Consider the following 15,995-nt stretch of genomic DNA (forward strand, 5'->3'; position numbering starts at 1 on the left):
TCGGCTGCGGACATCTCGCGGATCGTGCAGCAGTTGGGTCAGGTGATCCAGTCGTCCAGCACCACGGGGCAGGGCACGGTCAAGACCAACGTCGGCATCATCAGCGGCTGACCACAGACCACACGCTCCCCCGGCCGGCCGCCCGACACCGAGGCGGCCGGCCGTGGCGGCGGTCAGGCGCGAGAACTTCTACGAGAGAAGTCAACACGGGGTAGCGGGCGACTCCCGGCCCGCCGGAGGCTCACATGGGTGATCAGAAGAGCGAGATCGACACCGAAGAGGTCAAGAAGATCCTCAAAAAGCTCAGAGCGAACTACGAGGACTTCGAAAAGGGCAAGGGCACGCGCAACGACATCTCGGTGCACGGCAACATCACGAACGCCGAACTGGGGCAGTATCCCGCGGTGCAGGGCCTGGCAGCCTCCACCACGACCGCCTACACGCAGATCAAGACCCAGTACGACCAGTTCCTCCAGAGCTACAAGGGTGTGATCGACGCTCTTGATCGCATGGTGGGCAACCACGACGAGAAGGAACAGCAGAACACCGCCGCCGCCAACCGGGCGATGACGAGCGGTGGTGCTGCCACCCCCACCACCAAGAACACGAGCGCGTACTAGGCGCGACTAGGCGGGATCGATACCTCATGGGCAAGCACGACGAGCCGATTCGCTCACACCAGAACAGTCCCACCGACTGGGACGGCGGCATCGACGACATGAACAAGATCCTTGATGCCACCAATCCGCAGCGGGTCAGCGACGCGGGCGGATACTACACGGCCGCCGCACAGAAGTTCCAAGAGGCGGCAGGCATCATCCGCGCGCAGAAGAGCGCGCTCGCCGGCGTCTGGAAGGGCGACGACGCCGACGAGACCGTCAAGCAGATGCAGCGCCTGGTGGACAGCGCGACGGGCATGCAGCAGGTCTCCAGCACCACCGGCGCGGCCCTGACCGACCACGGGACGAAGCTCGACTGGTACAAGACGCACCGTCCCGGCAAGGGATTCGTCGGCAACCTCTCCTGGGACGACGCGGGCGTCGTCGCGGCGGGCACCATGGTCGGCGGCCCGGGCGGCGGCATGCTCGCCCTCGGCGGCAAGAAGATCGGCGAGGCCCTCGGCATCATCGACAACGCCGAGGACAAGGCCGCCAAGGAGCACATGAAGCGCCTCGGCGAGCGAACCGTCCAGGCCAACGGCAACATGCCAGAACGCATCTCCACCGACATGCCGCAGACCACCCTCACCGAGAGGGTGCCCAAGAACAACCTCCCCGGCGGCGGCAAGATCAGCAACCCGGGCGGCGGCGGTGGCGGCGGGAGCATTCCCGGCGGTGGCGGCAGCCTTCCCGGCGGTGGAGGCGGCAGCCTTCCCGGCGGCGGCCACGGCGGCAACATCCCCGGCGGGGGCAACATCCCCGGCGGCGGTGGCGGCAGCCTTCCCGGCGGCGGTGGCGGCGGCAGCATCCCCGGTGGCGGTCCCGGCGGAGGCAGCGACCTCGCCGGTCTCCCGCCCGGCGGTGGCGGCGGTGGCGTCGACCCGTTCGGCAAGGGCGGCCTGCCCGGCGGCGGGCTTCCCGGCGGCGGCGGTGGCGGCGGCATCCCCGGCGGCGGCGCCGGCGCCGGCGGTCTGGCTGGCGGCATGCCCGGCGCCGGAATGGGCGCGGGCAAGGGCGCTCTCGGCGCGGGCCGCGGCCTCGGCAAGGCCGGAGCCGCCGGTCGCGGCGGCATGGGCGGCCCGATGGGCGGTGGCCGCGGCGGCGGCAAGGGCGAGGACGAGCACGAGCGCACCACCTGGCTCATGGAGGACGAGGACGTGTGGGGCGGAAACGATGGTGACACCGCTCCTCCCGTGATTGGCTGAGCGAGGCTCAGTCACCAGAGGACGCAGCAGGAGACGGCGTGAGCGGATCGGCGAAGTCGGGCCGCTCACGCCGTGTTCCGTGTAGTGAGGTTTCGTTGTGCGACGGATGACACGATGGCTCGCCGCGATCGGAGCGACGTCCGCTCTGGTCCTCACCACCGCGATACCCGCGGACGCCGCCGGCCCGCGGGAAGACGAGTGGTGGTTCTCGGCGTGGGAGGTCCAGCAGAAGGTCTGGCCGGTCTCGAAGGGCGCCGGTGTCACCGTCGCGGTCGTCGACACGGGCGTCAACGGACGGCTTCCCGATCTACAAGGCGCGCTGGTGCCCGGCACGGACGCGAACTCCGGCAGCGGAGACGGCCAGGTCGGCGCATCCTCGGATCTTGAGGATTCGCACGGCACCGCCATGGCCGCACTCATCGCCAGCCGGGGCGGCGGTACGGGCTACCTCGGCGTGGCGCCCGATGCCAAGATCATGTCGGTGAACGCCAACCTCAGCGCCTGGGACAAGGGGATCAGGTTCGCGGCTGATCACGGGGCGAAAGTGATCAGCATCTCCCAGGGATTCGCCGCGAGCAACGGATGCCGCCCAGAGGTGCAGAAGGCGGTCGCCTACGCACTGCAGAAGGACGTGGTCGTCGTCGCCGCCGCGGGCAATGACGGGAACGGGGCCAACAGTCCGCAGGAGCCGGCGAACTGCAGCGGCGTCCTGGCCGTGGGCGCCGTCGACAGCACCAAACGAGCATGGAACCAAACCCAGCGGCAGCCGTACGTGGCCGTCGCGGCCCCCGGGTACCCGGTGAACACCCTGCTCGCCAACGGTCAGGTCACCGATGGTGTGGCGGGGACGAGCCAGGCGACGGCGTTGACGTCGGCCGTCGTGGCGCTGATCCGGTCGAAGGCCCCGCAGATGCCGGCGCGCGAGGTCGTCCAGCGGATCATCAACACGACCAAGGACGCCGGTCCTCCCGGCAGGGACAACATGACCGGGAACGGCGTCATCATCCCGGCCGCGGCGCTGACCGCGAACGTGCCGAAGAACGCGCCGAACCCCGTGTTCGCCGCGTACGACCGCTGGTTGGCGCAGAATCCGCAGGCCAGCGCGAAGCCGTCCAAGACCAAGGTGCCGAAGTCCGAGGCGACGAAGAAGGCCGACCAGGCGGATCGCAACCTTTACATCCTGCTGGGGATCGTCGCCGTGGTAGTCGTCATCGGTGGAGGGGTGCTGCTCCTCCTCGTGCGGCGCGGCAGGAAGAAGCCGCCGCCGCCGATGGGGCCGGGCGGGGGACAGTCCGGTCCGCCGCCGGGCTGGGGTGGCCAGGCCGCGCCGCCGCAGCAGGGCGGGCAGCCGGTGCCTCCTAGGGGTGGGCCGTCCGGTTGGGGCGGTCCGCCTAATCCGCCGGCGGGTGGTCAGGGCGGGCCTCAAGGAGGAGGTCCTTACCCGCCACCGCAGGGCCCGGGAGGCTCCCGGCCTCCGAACTGACTTTCTTCCCCAAGCGGCCGCCCGCGCGCTCACCTCCGTGTGCGCGGACGGCCGTCCTCATTGGTGTGCAATCAACCCGAACGGAAGAGTGATCATGAAGAGACTGCTGGTGGTCCCGGTCGTCGCGGCCGCGCTGACGCTGAGCATGAGCGCCTGCGGAGGCGACTCGAAGGACGACGCCGGCGGGAAGGTGTCGCCCTCGGCCGGCGGCACCATCACCGGCAACGGTGGCGGCACCATCACGGGCAACGGCGGTGGCGGAAGCACCGGCGGCAGCACCAAGGGCGGCGGCGGCACGAACGGTGGGGGCGGCGGCTCGGAGCTCACCCCCGCGCAGCGCGAGGCGCTCGGCAAGGTGGTGGCCTGCATGCGGAAGAAGGGCTACGGCATGCCCGAGCCGACGTCGCTGGTCGTCGTCCCGACCGACAAGAACGGGAAGAGCGACGCGCAGGTCAACAAAGACTCCGCGGAGTGCGCCGCGCAGTCGCAGCCGTCCGGCGGCTGACGCACGAACCCCGCCCAGAAGACGTGGGCCCGGGGTGACTCCGAAACTCGCACGCCGAGCGAAGACGTAGAAGCTCGGCAAGGCGCGCGAACTCCCCAGCGAAACCGAGTCACCCCGGCCCCCATCCAAGACGCTCCCCGCCATATCCCGCTGGCTGCTCCGGGTGCCGCCCACAGGCCCCGTCGAGGACGGTCCAGCGATGACGCGCCCCTGGGATACGCCGAGCCCATCCTTCCTGCTCGGAGCGCTATCTCCGAAAATTGGCATTGCTCCGCCATCGAGGGCGCCTCACACGCAACGGTCCATAACGGTGATCAACTATCGATGGCCAGCAATATGGAAGAAAAGAAGACTTTCTGAGGGATCTGGGGATCATTCCGTGATCACCCGCATTATGGCCATGGGTGTTGGATGTCTGATTGACCCGTCCCTGGAACCGCGTGCGACCTGGTCATGGAGGCGTGCATCTGCGAAGTTCTAGCAGGTGGGGGGCATATTCGAGTGAACTGTCCAACTGCCCGGAGGGTGATGCGCGGAAGAGGGTGATAGCTCTCCTGTCGGAGGCTTCTGGGCTTCGGTGGTCACCATTTGTTCAATGTGGACTTCCGTAAGTCCCGATCTCCAGCGTGGGGCAATCCTGGCATGTAGCCTCGCTTTACGAGGATGTGTGCTGATCTTGACAGCGGTGATCAAGTCGACCATGTCGGCGACAGGTCCAGGATCGCCGCGTCGAGGGACGAAAGGGGATGGGTGACGGATGAGCCAGAAGTCTGCGGTCGACAGAGGGGAAATGGCCCAGGCGGCCCAGCGGGTCGAGGAGGCTGCGCAGGACCTGCGTAAGATTCAGGCCGATCTCGGTCATGAGCAGGCGGCTCTGTCTGGCCGGTGGATCGGTGAGGCGGGGAGTGCGTTCACCAAGGTGTACAACGAGTTCAATGGTGAGCTGGGCAAGGTCCTGGATGTGCTGAACCAGCTGCACGAGAAGTTGGTGCAGGTCAAGATCAATTACGAGGGTAGTGAGCAGCAGCAGACCGAGGCGGTCAATCGGGTCGCCGGGTTGTTGAACGGCTGATCGGTCTTCTCGGTACTCACGAGCACACGGAGGAACAATGGGCTACAGCTCGATGGACTTCGGGGCGATGGAGCAGGCGTACGCGCAGTTCCAGCAGAAGTTCAACCAGATGAACTCGGAGCTGGACGATCTGGCCAGCAGTGTGGAGTCCAAGCTGGGTCAGTGGGAGGCCTCGGCTGCGGACATCTCGCGGATCGTGCAGCAGTTGGGTCAGGTGATCCAGTCGTCCAGCACCACGGGGCAGGGCACGGTCAAGACCAACGTCGGCATCATCAGCGGCTGACCACAGACCACACGCTCCCCCACGCTCCCCGGCCCACCCCGTGTTCCCAGGCCGGTTGCGGTAACCGCCAGACCCGAATCCTCCAACGGAACTCAACGTGAGGTAGGTAGCGGGTCTTCCAGCCTCCGGGAGGCTCATGTATGGGTGGTAAGAAGAGCGAGATCGACACCGAAGAAGTCAAGAAGGTCATCAACGCCTTGAAGAAGAACCGCGCGAAGTTCGAAGAGGGCAAGGGAACCTCCGCCGAACTCGGGCAAAAGGGAAATATCACCACGCAAGATTTGGGTGTGTATCCCGCAGGCCTGGCCCTGGGAGCATCGACCGTCGCGGCGTACAACCAGATCTCGGGGCAGTACCAGGAATTCATCAATAGCTACGACGAGATGATCGACGCTCTGCAGCGCATGGTGGCCAACCATGATGAGAAGGAGCAGACCAACGTTTTCGCCGCCAAGCGGGTGACATCGGGCGGCAGGTCCAGTTCAACTCGGCGGACCACCGAAGAATGGGGTGGGAGTTAGCCATGGGTGACAAAAGATACCGGGCGCCGATTCGCTCCAACACCGACAACGGTCAGCAGTGGTCCGGCGACATGGACGCCATGCACCAGTTCTTCGACGCCACCAACCCGCGCAGGGTGATCGAAGCCGGACCGGTATACCTGGGCGTTGCCGAGAAGTTCGAGGCCGCGGCGGGAACTCTGCGGAACCAGAGCCACGCGTTAGCCGCTGTCTGGAAGGGCGACGACGCGGACGCGGCCATCAAGCAGTTGCAGCGGCTGGGGGAGAGCGCCGAGAACATCCGGCTCGCCGCCGACAGTACGGGCAAAGCTCTTTCGAAGCATGGCGAGCATCTGGATTGGTACAGGACGCACCAGCCGAGAGAAGGACTCTTCAAGGGGCTCACCTGGGATCAGGCTGGCTTCATGACCGGAAGCTCTCTCCTGGTCGGACCGGCCGCGAGCTTGGTCGGAATGAAGAAGGCCGAAGCCCTCGGGATAATCAAGAACACCGAGGCGAAGGCCGCCGTGGAGCACATGCAACGTCTGAGCGGCCGTGCCCGTGAGGCCAACACGGCAATGCCCCCGGAGATCTCAACCGACATCCCGAAGACGGGTATCTACCGAAGGCGCACGAAGACGATCCCTGGTGGTGGCCCTTCCGGTGGCGGTGGTCTTCCCGGTGGTGGCGGTGGTCTACCCGGCGGTGGGGGCATGCCGGGAGGTGGCGGCAGCCTGCCGAGCGGGTTCGACGGTGCCGGAAACGTTGGTGACGGCACCCTGCACGGCGGTGGCTATGGGGGTGGCGTCCCGGGTGGTGGCTCCCCTGGGAGCGACCTCGCCGGCCTTTCCGGCGGTGGCGGCGGCGCGGGTGTCGACCCGTTCGCCCGCGGCGGTGGCGGTGGTCTTCCCGGTGGTGGCGGTGGCGGCATGCCGGGAGGTGGCGGTGGTGGCCTCCCCGGTGGGGTTGCCGGTGGCATTCCAGGCGGCATGCCCAGTACCGGCGCGGGCAAGGGCAGTGGCGGCGGCGGAGCGAAGGGCCTCGGTAAAGCCGGTGGCGGTGCCCGCGGCGGCATGGGCGGCGCGCCCATGGGAGGTCGTGGCGGCGGCAAGGGCGAAGAGGATCACGAACGCACCACCTGGCTCACTGAGGACGAAGACGTGTGGGGCGGAAACGATGATGACGCCTCTCCTCCCGTGATTGGCTGACCCCGAGTTCGGTCACGAGACGATTGAGGAGGCGGCGTGGGCGGATCGATTTCTATGAACCGCTCATGCCGTGCTCCTTGTAAAGAGGTTTCGCTGTGCTACGAATGACACGACTGCTCGCCGCGATGACGGCCAGTTCGGCCCTGGTTCTGACCACGGCGATGCCTGCCACCGCCGCTCCCCGAGGGCGGGAGGACGAGTGGTGGTTCTCGGCTTGGGCGATCGAGAAGAAAGTCTGGCCGATCAGCAAGGGAGCAGGCGTCACTGTCGCTGTGGTCGACAATGGGGTCAACGGGAGGATTCCCGACTTAGAGGGAGTCCTGGTGCCCGGTACTGATGTGACACCCGCTGGTGGGGACGGTCAGATCGGTGCCACCTCAGATTTGGACGACTCGCACGGCACCGGGATGGCCGGGCTGATCGCCTCGCAAGGAACCAGCACCGGGTACGTGGGCGTTGCACCCGAGGCAAAGATCATGTCAGTGAAGTCGGACTTCTCGGTATGGGACAAAGCAATCCGATTTGCGGCCGATCATGGCGCCAAGGTGATCAGTATTTCGCAGGCGTTTGCCGCGCTGAACGGGTGTCGTCCGCAAAATCAAGAAGCGGTCGCCTACGCGCTTCAACGAGATGTCGTCGTCGTTGTGGGTGCTGGGAACGAGGGTGACCAAAAAAATAGGTCAATGGAGCCCGCGAACTGTGCCGGTGCGCTTGTGGTCGGTGCGGTGGATAATCAGAAGAGACCTTGGGTGGGCACTGAGCGCCAGTCCTATGTCGTGGCTGCGGCGCCCGGTGACGACGTCAACGCGCTTCAAGCCGACGGTCGAGTAGCCACAGATCTTGCTGGGACGAGTCAGGCGACGGCATTGACCGCTGCCGTGGTGGCCCTTGTTCGGGCGAAGTACCCGCATATGTCCGCCCGTGAGGTTGTTCGGAGGATCACCAACACGACCGTGGACGTGGGGCCTCCGGGTAGGGACAACATGACCGGTTACGGGGTGGTCGTCCCGCATGCTGCGTTGACGGCCAACGTTCCTAAGTCCGCGCCGAATCCGGTGTTCGCTGCGTATGACAGGTGGATGAGCTCCCATCCCGTCCAGCCGAGTGCCGTGCCGTCGGTTAAGCAGCCCAAGACGGCGGCTGAGAAGAGTGGTGATCAGGCCGCGCGGAATACGCAGTTGCTCGTTGTCGGGCTTGTTGCGGCTGGGTTGCTTGGTGTGGTGTTCGTCGTGTTTCTCGTGGTGAGGGCCAAGAGGCGGGCCGGTGGGGTGGCGCCTGTCGGTGGGGCTCAGCAGTACGGGCCGCCGCCGGGGTGGGGTGGGGCTGCTGGAGCGCCGCCGCCTCTTCCGCCGACGCCGCCTGGGCAGCAGGGCGGGCGGCCGTATGTGCCGCCGAACGGTCCCGGGGGCACTCGGCCTCCGAACTAGGAGGGTGAGGTCTCCGTCGCCGCTTGGGTGGGGATCTTAGAGGGTGGAGCGGGCGTTCGGCTGGGGCCTCGGAGCCCCTAGGCTGGCACCGGGACGAGAGGAGGGCGGGTGCCGGACTCGGGTTGGCAGCTTGGCGTGTTGCGCGAACTCGGCGCGTCCCAGCGCGGCTTCGCGACGTTCGGGTCGGCGGCGGCCCGTCCCGCGGACGCCGGATGGGGTGCTGAGGCGGCTCGGCAGAGCGCCCACCAGGAGCCCCCGACCGCTGCCGCCGGTGCGCCGGATCCGGAGCCTCTCGCGGCGCCTCCGGCCGCGCCCGTGGCGCCGCAACCGGCCGCCGAGGCGGCGCAGGTCGAGCAGGTCGAGCAACCGGGGCCGCCGCAGCCGTATGACCCGTTTCCCGATCCGCCGCAGCAGGAGCAGGCGCCCGCCGAGCCCGTCCAGCCCGCGTCGTACGATCCCTTCCCGGACGCGCCGCAGCCGAGCGTGCCTGAGCCCACGCCTCCGGCCCCGCCCGCGGCGCCGGAGCCGCCGCCGTTGGAGCAGCAGCCCGCGGCGCAGGCCGAGCCCGTAGCGCAGCAGCCGCAGCAGCAGGCCGTTGAGGCCGAGGTGCCGCTGGTCAACGAGGAGTTCAGCTGGGAGGCGGCGATCACCCCGGTCGGGGGCGGCGCGCCGCAGGCCCCCGGGCTCCCGCAGGCTCCCGGCGCCGAGGACCAGGAGCAGGCGCGCGACGGGTCCGGCGGACATCCCGCGCCGCCCGTCCAGACGCCGGGCCAACCGACCCCGCCGCCGGCGCCGCCGCAGCAGGAACACCAGCATGGCGCGGTGCCCATGGCGGACGAGTTCGTCCGCAAGAACCAGCACGGCGACGCGCTCGTGCGCCGGATGGGACGCGGTGTCCGCAAGGCGGTCGGCGCGTCCGGGCAGATCAGGACGCAGGCCGAGATCGCGGAGTACCTGCGCCGTCCGGTCGGCGGGTACCGGCAGATCACGGTGGTCAGCGTCCGCGGCGGCGCGGGTAAGACGACCATGGCCGCGCTGCTGGCGACGGAGCTGGCGCGGCACCGTCCCGACCGGGTCCTCGCGATCGACGCCGACGCGGAGCTCGGGTCGCTGCCGCTGCGGCTCGGCGTCCGGTCGGAGCTGTCGCTGTTCGACCTCGCCGCGCAGCAGCCGCGGACGTTCGAGGAGGCCGCGCAGTACCTGAAGCAGACCAGGGAGGGGCTGTGGGTCCTCGCCGCGACCCGCGGCGGCCGGATCACCGGTGAGTTCACCTTCGACACGTACCAGGCGGCGTTCAGCACGGTGAGCCGCTACATCGCCGCCGCCGTCACGGACTGCAGCGCGGGCATCCTCACAGACCTGCACCGCTCGCTGCTCGGCCAGTCGCACAGCGTCGTGCTGGTCACCCCGGGGACGGTCGACGGCGCGCTGAGCGCGCGCGGGGCGCTGGAGTGGTTCTCCCAGGGCGCGCAGCGCGGCCTCCTGGCGCGGACCGTCATCGCGATGGTCTCGCACGCCCCCCAGGTCGGCGCCGACCTCGCGCGGGCCGCGCAGATGCTGACCGCGTGGGGGACGCCGGTCGTGCACGTCCCGTACGACCGGCAGATCGCGATGGGCGCGGCGGTCGACTTCTCCCGGCTGGGCGAGGCCACCCACGCGGCCGTCAGCCGCGTCGCCTACGAGGCGTTCGCGCGTTCGCTCGGCGACTTCGCCCCCGGCACCCGCTGACCCGCGCCGCACCCGCTGACATACCTCGGGCGCTCGCTGCGCGGAAGGAATAAAGGGAGCGGCCGGAGCGCGCATCGTTGAACGATGCGCGCTCCGGCCGGTAGAGGGTGAGGGGTCAGTTCGACCAGACCAGGGTGTTGGTGATCTCGACGCCGAGTTCGCCCGCCGTGGCGAAGACGCTGCCGGTGCGGCCGCCGGTCGGGCCGCCGTTCGACCAGTACGACTGGGCGTAGATGACGGACGAGCCCTGCGACCAGGACCGCGTCCAGTATGCGGGATCGGCGCGCGGCTGCGGCAGCCCGCTCGCGTCGGACGGGGTCAGCAGCAGCGGCCACCCCTCGGTGTTGGTGACGTTGCTGACGCTGCTCGCCGCCGACGAACTGGCGAACTTCGCGATCGACACCGACGTGATGATGTTCTTGGACGGGCTCGCGTACACCGCCGAGTACATCTCGCCGACGCACGGGTTCACGCGCAGGGCGGTCTGCAGTTTGGCGTTGGCGCGGCTGGTGCAGGACGCGGTGCGCGTGCCCGCACGGGTGAAGGTGTTGCCCTTCGCCGTCCGGATGGTCGGACCCAGGATGGAGGCCGGGTCGGACGACGTCCCGCTGGAAGGCGTGGACGACGGCGTCGACTCGGGTGAGTAGGGAGTGTAGGACGGGCTGTACGGCGTGTAGCTGGGGAACGCGGACGTCCGGTGCGGGTCGTCGTCCCCGGTGTTCAGGATGACGAACGCGCCGATGCCGATGAACGCGAGCACCACCACCACACCGATGATCAGCAGCGGGACGAGCGCGCCGCCGCCGCCTCCTCGGTGCGGCGGCGGGAAGCCGGGGCCGCCGGGCGGCAACGGCGGGCCCGGCGGCGGGGGCGGCGGAAACGGGCCGCCCGGGGGCTGGCCGGGCCATTGGGGGGAACTCATGAGCGCTCCGTGCTTGTGTCCATGCGGGGGACGGTTCGCGGATCGGACCAGATTAGCGGGCGGAAGTTCCCAATTTCACGAGGGATGGTAGGTATGACTCCGGATGTACCTCCCCGCGGACGGCGGCGGGGCGTCCGGATGTCTCATAGGGTTGCGCTGGAGAGGGGGGCAGGTGTCCGACTCAAGCCGGCGGCCGGCCGCGGCGCGCGGCGACGGCCCGCTCAGTCCGCCCGATGGGGTGACCCGATGAGCAGTGACCTGGTGGCGCTGGTGCGCCGCCGCCCGGACGTGCACGCCGTGGCGGACGGCATGATCGCCATGGGCGAGCCGCTGGAGCTGCGCGGCGGGGAGCCGGACCCGACCCTGCTCTACGACGCCGAGGGCCGGTTGCTCGTCGCCATCGAGGACCCGGTGCAGGTGTCCGCGCGGAGCGAGATCCGGCGGCTGCTCGGCGCCGACTTCGCCGACCGGGTGGCGGTCCCCGTCTGGTGGGTGGACGTCCGCGCCGTCGGCGACATCCCCGACGCGACGCGGGTGGCGCGCCGGTTCGCCGACTCCCTCGTCCACTGGGCCGGGGGAACGGTCTACCCGGACGGCGCGAGCGAGGCCCCGGCGCGGAGCTGGAAGGCCTCCGGGCAGGGGGGCGGCGGGTCCGCCGCGCAGGCGCCCGGCCAGGACGGCGCCGCCTACCAGGGCGGGGTCATCGGCGGCTAGCCGGAAGCCCCGAGATCACGTCCAGTCGCGGGTGAGGTCGAGGTCCCACGGGACGACGGTCCACGGGCTGTGCGCCTCGGTCGACAGTTCGTGGATGAGGTGTTCGTACTCGCCCTGCGTCTTCCCGCCGCCGCCCGACCAGAGCCGGCGTCCCTGGAGGTAGCAGGTCGCCATGTCCTGCCAGGACTTGTAGCGCCGCTGGATGTCGAGGGCCAGCGGCAGCATCCGTTCCCAGCAGTACTCCTCCGTCAGCCAGCCGACCATGTAGCCCCAGCGGTAGAGCATCAGCGCGCGGCCGTAGTCCCAGATGAGGAACCGTCCGACGTTGGCGCGCAGCTCCGGGTCGGCGAGGGCCTTCAGGCGGTGCAGCTCCTCGGCCGCGTGGTTGCGGTCGTTGAAGAGCTGGTGCAGGAACTGCGCGAGCTCCGCGCCCTCCTCGCTGGCGTCGGCGCCGGGCTCGTCGCGCAGCAGCTTCGGGACGAGCCGCGCGTACGAGCCGCCCTCGTCCCCGTACCGGACGCGGACCAGTTCGATGAGCCGCTCCACGAACGGCGGTTCGAGCCGGTCGCCCGCGATGAGGGCGTCGACCTCGCGGAGCAGCGTCCCGTACTCCTCCTGCGCGGCGGGCGGACGGGCGGCGAGGTGCGCGTCGTGGGCGAAGTCGGCGCGGTGCCCGTCCTGGACGAGCCAGTTGACGGCGCCGAGGAGCTGTTCGAGGTCGTAGGCGCCCCACGGGTCGTGCAGGAGCTCCTGCGCGGCGCGGCGGTCGGCGGTGGCGGCGTCCGCGCCGGGCGCGGCGCCGAGCCGGTCGAGCCGGAACCCGTTGATCGCCGAGTAGGGCGCGCCCGCCGCGACGATCCAGCGCTGCACGGGGGTGAGGCCGCCGTCGTGGGCGAGGGCGCCGGGCACGTCCGGCGCGGAGATCAGCTCCCACAGCCGCCGCTGGAACTCGGCCGCCTGCCGCCGCTCGCTGTCGAAGAACCCGGCGAGCTGCTTGCGCAGCGACGGGTGCCGGACGTACAGCCGCCGGAAGAAGCGTCCGTTCTTCCACACGAGGTGTTCGGGGCGCAGGTCGCGGAACGGGATGCGGGTCCGCCGGTGCACGAGCGTCCGTTCGGCGAACCGCAGTTCGAGGTCGGGCCACAGGCCGTTCAGCGGTGTGAAGCGCAGGAGCATGAGGTAGCCGAGGGAGACGACGATCAGGCCCGTGCCGGGGCCGAACACCCAGCGCGCCTCGTCCTGCAGCCCGGTCAGGGACATGACGGCCCCGCCGATCAGCGACGCGACGCCGCCCACCCCGAGGGAGAGGAACCAGCCCGTCGTGACGACGAACGACCCATCGATGCGGAGCACCGCCTCCTCGCCGTCGAACTCGAACGACCCCTCGGCGAGTGTCCCCTCGACGGCCCGCTCAAGTGCGTCGAGCTGCCCCATGGGCAGGACCGTACATCATCCCTTACGGGTAGATCATCCGCACTGTGCAGGCGTTTGTCGGGACGGTCGCCGCGATGCCCGCTTCACCGCACGTCTCACCCGGGCGCGCGCCGGGCGCGCGCCGGGGGCTCAGCCCGACTGGAGGTGCTGCATGAGGAGGCTGTGCCGCTGCCAGCCGTCCTGGGAGCGGCCGTCGCCGAGCGGGAAGAACGTCAGCGGCGCGCGCGGCGGCCCGACCTGCTGGCCGGGGATGCCGGTCGGCCCGGCGACGGCGCCCGCGACGGCGAGCGCGACGGGGGCGGGCGCGCCCGTCCAGCGCGCTTCGGTGGTGAGGTCGGCGCGGCCGGGGGTGACCTGGACGAACAGCGACGCGACGGCCTGGTCGGCGGCGAGCGCGCCGACGAGCGTCGGGAGGTGCTGGAGCGGCGGCGGGTCCTCCGGCATGTAGCCGACGGTGACGGTGCTGACCTCGGCGACGCCGCCGCCGTCGACCGCGGTGAAGTCGCAGACGGCCTGCGCGGGACGCGGCCCGTCGCCGCCGACGAGGAGCCGCGCGGTGGAGCGTCCGCGCGCGTACTCGGTGAACCGGTCGCGGCGCCACGGGTGCTCCAGCGGCTCGGTCGGGCCGAGCGCGCCCGGCTGCTTGCCGGTGAGGAGCTGGAGGAGGCGCTCGACGGGCCCGCCGATGTCGCCGTCGGCGCCGTGCCGGGTGCGGTAGACGAGGGTGAGCTGCGCGCCGATCGGCGCGGTCGGACGGGTGGTGAACCCGGGCGCGTAGTCGCGCGCCTCCGGGACGGGGACGAACGTCCCGCCGTTCCATTTGAGCGGACGCCCGGTGAGGCCCTCGTAGTAGCCGTCGCCGTTGCGGACCACCCACTGCACGTCCTGCCCGGTCGCGGCCGTCCGCAGCGGGAGCGACAGCCGCGAGTCGAGGGGCGTGACGAGCTGCAGGGTGCGCCCGCTGCCGGCGCATTCGGCGAGTGCCCTGCTCAGCCAGGCGCTCAGCGGCACGAGGGGCCGGTCCTGGAGGACGACCATGGCCTGGTCGGTCAGCGCGTCTACGGTGCTCATCTTCGGAGGAGTCTAGCGACCGCGGCATCGCGGGGAAGGGCGCACCGTGGGCCTCCCGCGCCCCTCCCGGCACACCCTCCGGCACGCCGCCGGCACGCCCGCCCGGGGCCGGACGACTTTCCCGTGACGCGGGTGACCGTTGTCCAAACTGTGCTGAAATGTGACGGATGCCGCGAGCTGCCGTGCCCTCCCGCGTGTACTACGCGGACGCCGCCCCGCCGCAGCCGGGGCCGCCGGCGCGGGGGCGGCTGTGGCGCGTGCTCGGCTGGCTGTCGGTCGCGATGTCGGTGGTGCTGGTCGGCGCGAGCCTCACCGCCTACGGGTTCTGGCGCAGGCTGGACGGCCAGATCGACCGCGAGCACGTCGACGACCGGCTCGGCGAGAACCGTCCGGCGAAGCTCAACAACTCGCTGAACATCCTGATGATGGGGTCCGACAGCCGGGAGGGGGAGAACGCCCGGTACGGCGTCGAGGCCGGGCAGCGCTCGGACACGACGGTCCTGCTGCACATCTCGCCCGGCGGCGAGAGCGCGATCGGGATCAGCTTCCCGCGCGACTCGATGGTGCAGATGCCGCAGTGCGAGAAGAAGAACGGCGCGAAGATCCCGGCCCAGTTCGGGTTGATCAACGCGGCGTTCGCCAACGGCGGCCCGGCCTGCACCTGGCGGACGATCGAGTCCCTCACCAAGATCCACGTCGACCACTACGTCGAGGTGGACTTCGCCGGGTTCAAACGCGTCGTGGACGCGCTCGACGGCGTCGAGATCTGCGTGCCGAAGCCCATCGACGACCCGAAGGCCGAGCTGCACCTCAAGGCGGGACGGCAGGTCGTCCGGGGCGAGCAGGCGCTCGGGTACGTCCGCACCCGGTACGTGCTCGGCGACGGCTCCGACCTCGACCGGATCAAGCGGCAGCAGGCGTTCATGGCGTCCGTCGTCAAGAAGGCCACGGACAAGGGCATGCTCACCGACCCGGGGCGCACCTACGGGTTCCTGTCCGCCGCCACCAAGTCGATCAAGGCGGACGACCGGCTCACGCTCTCGGTCATGCAGAAGCTCGCGGGCAGCCTGCGCGGGATGAGCGCGGGGAAGGTGCGGTTCGTCACCGTCCCGGTGCAGGCGTTCCCGCAGGACAAGAACCGCGTCCAGTTCGACCAGGCGCAGGCGGAGCCGCTGTTCCGGGCCGTCCGGGAGGACAACAAGCTCCCCGAACCCGCCGCGCCGGCGCCGGTGGTGGCGCAGAACGGGGTGCGGCCCGTCCCGCCGAACCAGGTGAAGGCCGGGGTCTTCAACGCCACCGCGATGCCGGGCCTCGCGCAGCGGACCGCCGACCAGCTCGCCGAGCGCGGCTTCCAGATCGTCAAGGTCGGCAGCACGAAGAAGCGGTATCCGCGCACGCAGATCCTGTACGGGGTGGGCGCCGAACGGCAGGCCGCCCGGATGGCGCTCGCGGTTCCGGGACATCCGCCGCGTCCGTGGGCGTCCGCCAAGCCCGGCTACGTGTACCTGGTCATCGGCAAGGACGGGGCGATGCTGAGCGGGCAGAACGCCGCCGTCCCGAAGGTCGCGGGCGAGGTCCGGGCAGACCGCGACGTATGCGCGCATTCCTGACCAGGGGCGGACCGGTGCCGACCGGGCACTTCGGTCACGGCCCTTTTGTCGTGGCACACCGGTATCTTGACCCGGGCCAACCATCAAAGCCGCCAAGGCGTCCCACCTAGGACGCGACAACTGAATCCTCCCGACCTCCGCCCCGAGGAGCCGCCCCCCGCACCGGGCTCTCAG

At 70.0% G+C, this 15,995-nt stretch carries 15 protein-coding genes; 12 read left to right on the forward strand and 3 right to left on the reverse strand.

Going from position 1 to position 15,995, the window contains the following annotated elements:
* The first annotated feature begins 245 nt into the window (after positions 1–245).
* From FXF65_RS40405 to FXF65_RS40460, 10 genes are all read left to right on the forward strand, one after another.
* Complete coding sequence (locus tag FXF65_RS40405) at positions 246–620, forward strand: hypothetical protein (RefSeq protein WP_148355781.1); 375 nt, start codon at positions 246–248, stop codon at positions 618–620.
* 26 nt (positions 621–646) lie between these two features.
* The gene (locus FXF65_RS44275) at positions 647–1,864 is read left to right on the forward strand and encodes a WXG100 family type VII secretion target (protein ID WP_187412800.1); all 1,218 of its coding nucleotides are present in this window, start codon (positions 647–649) and stop codon (positions 1,862–1,864) included.
* Between the two features lie 106 nt (positions 1,865–1,970).
* Positions 1,971–3,347 carry a S8 family serine peptidase gene (locus FXF65_RS40415; protein ID WP_148355782.1) on the forward strand — a complete coding sequence of 459 codons (1,377 nt, stop codon included), beginning with the start codon at positions 1,971–1,973 and terminating at the stop codon, positions 3,345–3,347.
* A gap of 94 nt (positions 3,348–3,441) precedes the next feature.
* Positions 3,442–3,852: a hypothetical protein gene (locus tag FXF65_RS44280; protein WP_187412789.1), complete on the forward strand. Its 411-nt coding sequence runs from the start codon at positions 3,442–3,444 to the stop codon at positions 3,850–3,852.
* Positions 3,853–4,609: 757 nt separating this feature from the next.
* Positions 4,610–4,924 carry a WXG100 family type VII secretion target gene (locus tag FXF65_RS40425; protein WP_148355784.1) on the forward strand — a complete coding sequence of 105 codons (315 nt, stop codon included), beginning with the start codon at positions 4,610–4,612 and terminating at the stop codon, positions 4,922–4,924.
* A gap of 37 nt (positions 4,925–4,961) precedes the next feature.
* A complete protein-coding gene (locus FXF65_RS40430; protein ID WP_148355785.1) occupies positions 4,962–5,207 on the forward strand; it encodes a WXG100 family type VII secretion target in 246 nt (81 codons plus the stop codon).
* Between the two features lie 140 nt (positions 5,208–5,347).
* Positions 5,348–5,728: a hypothetical protein gene (locus tag FXF65_RS40435; RefSeq protein ID WP_148355786.1), complete on the forward strand. Its 381-nt coding sequence runs from the start codon at positions 5,348–5,350 to the stop codon at positions 5,726–5,728.
* Between the two features lie 2 nt (positions 5,729–5,730).
* Positions 5,731–6,915 (forward strand): hypothetical protein, encoded by a 1,185-nt coding sequence (locus tag FXF65_RS44285; RefSeq protein ID WP_187412790.1) that lies wholly within the window; start codon positions 5,731–5,733, stop codon positions 6,913–6,915.
* A 104-nt stretch (positions 6,916–7,019) separates the two neighbouring features.
* On the forward strand, positions 7,020–8,342 hold the full coding sequence (locus FXF65_RS40455) for a S8 family serine peptidase (protein ID WP_148355789.1): 1,323 nt from the start codon (positions 7,020–7,022) through the stop codon (positions 8,340–8,342).
* Positions 8,343–8,450: 108 nt separating this feature from the next.
* On the forward strand, positions 8,451–10,070 hold the full coding sequence (locus FXF65_RS40460) for a MinD/ParA family ATP-binding protein (protein WP_148355790.1): 1,620 nt from the start codon (positions 8,451–8,453) through the stop codon (positions 10,068–10,070).
* Positions 10,071–10,185: 115 nt separating this feature from the next.
* On the opposite strand, the gene FXF65_RS40465 is transcribed toward FXF65_RS40460, so the two are convergent.
* A complete protein-coding gene (locus FXF65_RS40465) occupies positions 10,186–10,992 on the reverse strand; it encodes a hypothetical protein (protein WP_148355791.1) in 807 nt (268 codons plus the stop codon).
* Between the two features lie 246 nt (positions 10,993–11,238).
* Here FXF65_RS40465 and FXF65_RS40470 point away from each other — a divergent pair, with 246 nt between their 5' ends.
* Positions 11,239–11,706 carry a hypothetical protein gene (locus tag FXF65_RS40470; RefSeq protein ID WP_187412791.1) on the forward strand — a complete coding sequence of 156 codons (468 nt, stop codon included), beginning with the start codon at positions 11,239–11,241 and terminating at the stop codon, positions 11,704–11,706.
* A gap of 15 nt (positions 11,707–11,721) precedes the next feature.
* Here FXF65_RS40470 and FXF65_RS40475 read toward each other — a convergent pair whose 3' ends face one another.
* Both FXF65_RS40475 and FXF65_RS40480 read right to left on the reverse strand, forming a co-directional pair.
* A complete protein-coding gene (locus tag FXF65_RS40475; protein ID WP_148355792.1) occupies positions 11,722–13,140 on the reverse strand; it encodes a DUF1266 domain-containing protein in 1,419 nt (472 codons plus the stop codon).
* 129 nt (positions 13,141–13,269) lie between these two features.
* Positions 13,270–14,211, reverse strand: a complete 942-nt coding sequence (locus tag FXF65_RS40480) for a DUF6177 family protein (RefSeq protein ID WP_222869010.1) — start codon at positions 14,209–14,211, stop codon at positions 13,270–13,272.
* 167 nt (positions 14,212–14,378) lie between these two features.
* On the opposite strand from FXF65_RS40480, the gene FXF65_RS40485 reads away from it, so the two are divergent.
* A complete protein-coding gene (locus tag FXF65_RS40485) occupies positions 14,379–15,821 on the forward strand; it encodes an LCP family protein (protein ID WP_148355793.1) in 1,443 nt (480 codons plus the stop codon).
* Positions 15,822–15,995 lie beyond the last annotated feature (174 nt).

This window comes from Actinomadura syzygii, from assembly GCF_008085905.1.
Taxonomy (GTDB): Bacteria; Actinomycetota; Actinomycetes; order Streptosporangiales; family Streptosporangiaceae; genus Spirillospora; species Spirillospora syzygii.

What these genes read in the sequence shown, in the direction of transcription:
- FXF65_RS40405 (WP_148355781.1), top strand. Translation starts at nt 246, where the DNA reads ATGGGTGATCAGAAGAGCGAGATCGACACCGAAGAGGTCAAGAAGATC.
- FXF65_RS44275 (WP_187412800.1), top strand. Translation starts at nt 647, where the DNA reads ATGGGCAAGCACGACGAGCCGATTCGCTCACACCAGAACAGTCCCACC.
- FXF65_RS40415 (WP_148355782.1), top strand. Translation starts at nt 1,971, where the DNA reads ATGACACGATGGCTCGCCGCGATCGGAGCGACGTCCGCTCTGGTCCTC.
- FXF65_RS44280 (WP_187412789.1), top strand. Translation starts at nt 3,442, where the DNA reads ATGAAGAGACTGCTGGTGGTCCCGGTCGTCGCGGCCGCGCTGACGCTG.
- FXF65_RS40425 (WP_148355784.1), top strand. Translation starts at nt 4,610, where the DNA reads ATGAGCCAGAAGTCTGCGGTCGACAGAGGGGAAATGGCCCAGGCGGCC.
- FXF65_RS40430 (WP_148355785.1), top strand. Translation starts at nt 4,962, where the DNA reads ATGGGCTACAGCTCGATGGACTTCGGGGCGATGGAGCAGGCGTACGCG.
- FXF65_RS40435 (WP_148355786.1), top strand. Translation starts at nt 5,348, where the DNA reads ATGGGTGGTAAGAAGAGCGAGATCGACACCGAAGAAGTCAAGAAGGTC.
- FXF65_RS44285 (WP_187412790.1), top strand. Translation starts at nt 5,731, where the DNA reads ATGGGTGACAAAAGATACCGGGCGCCGATTCGCTCCAACACCGACAAC.
- FXF65_RS40455 (WP_148355789.1), top strand. Translation starts at nt 7,020, where the DNA reads ATGACACGACTGCTCGCCGCGATGACGGCCAGTTCGGCCCTGGTTCTG.
- FXF65_RS40465 (WP_148355791.1), bottom strand. Translation starts at nt 10,992, where the DNA reads ATGAGTTCCCCCCAATGGCCCGGCCAGCCCCCGGGCGGCCCGTTTCCG.
- FXF65_RS40470 (WP_187412791.1), top strand. Translation starts at nt 11,239, where the DNA reads ATGAGCAGTGACCTGGTGGCGCTGGTGCGCCGCCGCCCGGACGTGCAC.
- FXF65_RS40475 (WP_148355792.1), bottom strand. Translation starts at nt 13,140, where the DNA reads ATGGGGCAGCTCGACGCACTTGAGCGGGCCGTCGAGGGGACACTCGCC.
- FXF65_RS40480 (WP_222869010.1), bottom strand. Translation starts at nt 14,211, where the DNA reads ATGAGCACCGTAGACGCGCTGACCGACCAGGCCATGGTCGTCCTCCAG.
- FXF65_RS40485 (WP_148355793.1), top strand. Translation starts at nt 14,379, where the DNA reads ATGCCGCGAGCTGCCGTGCCCTCCCGCGTGTACTACGCGGACGCCGCC.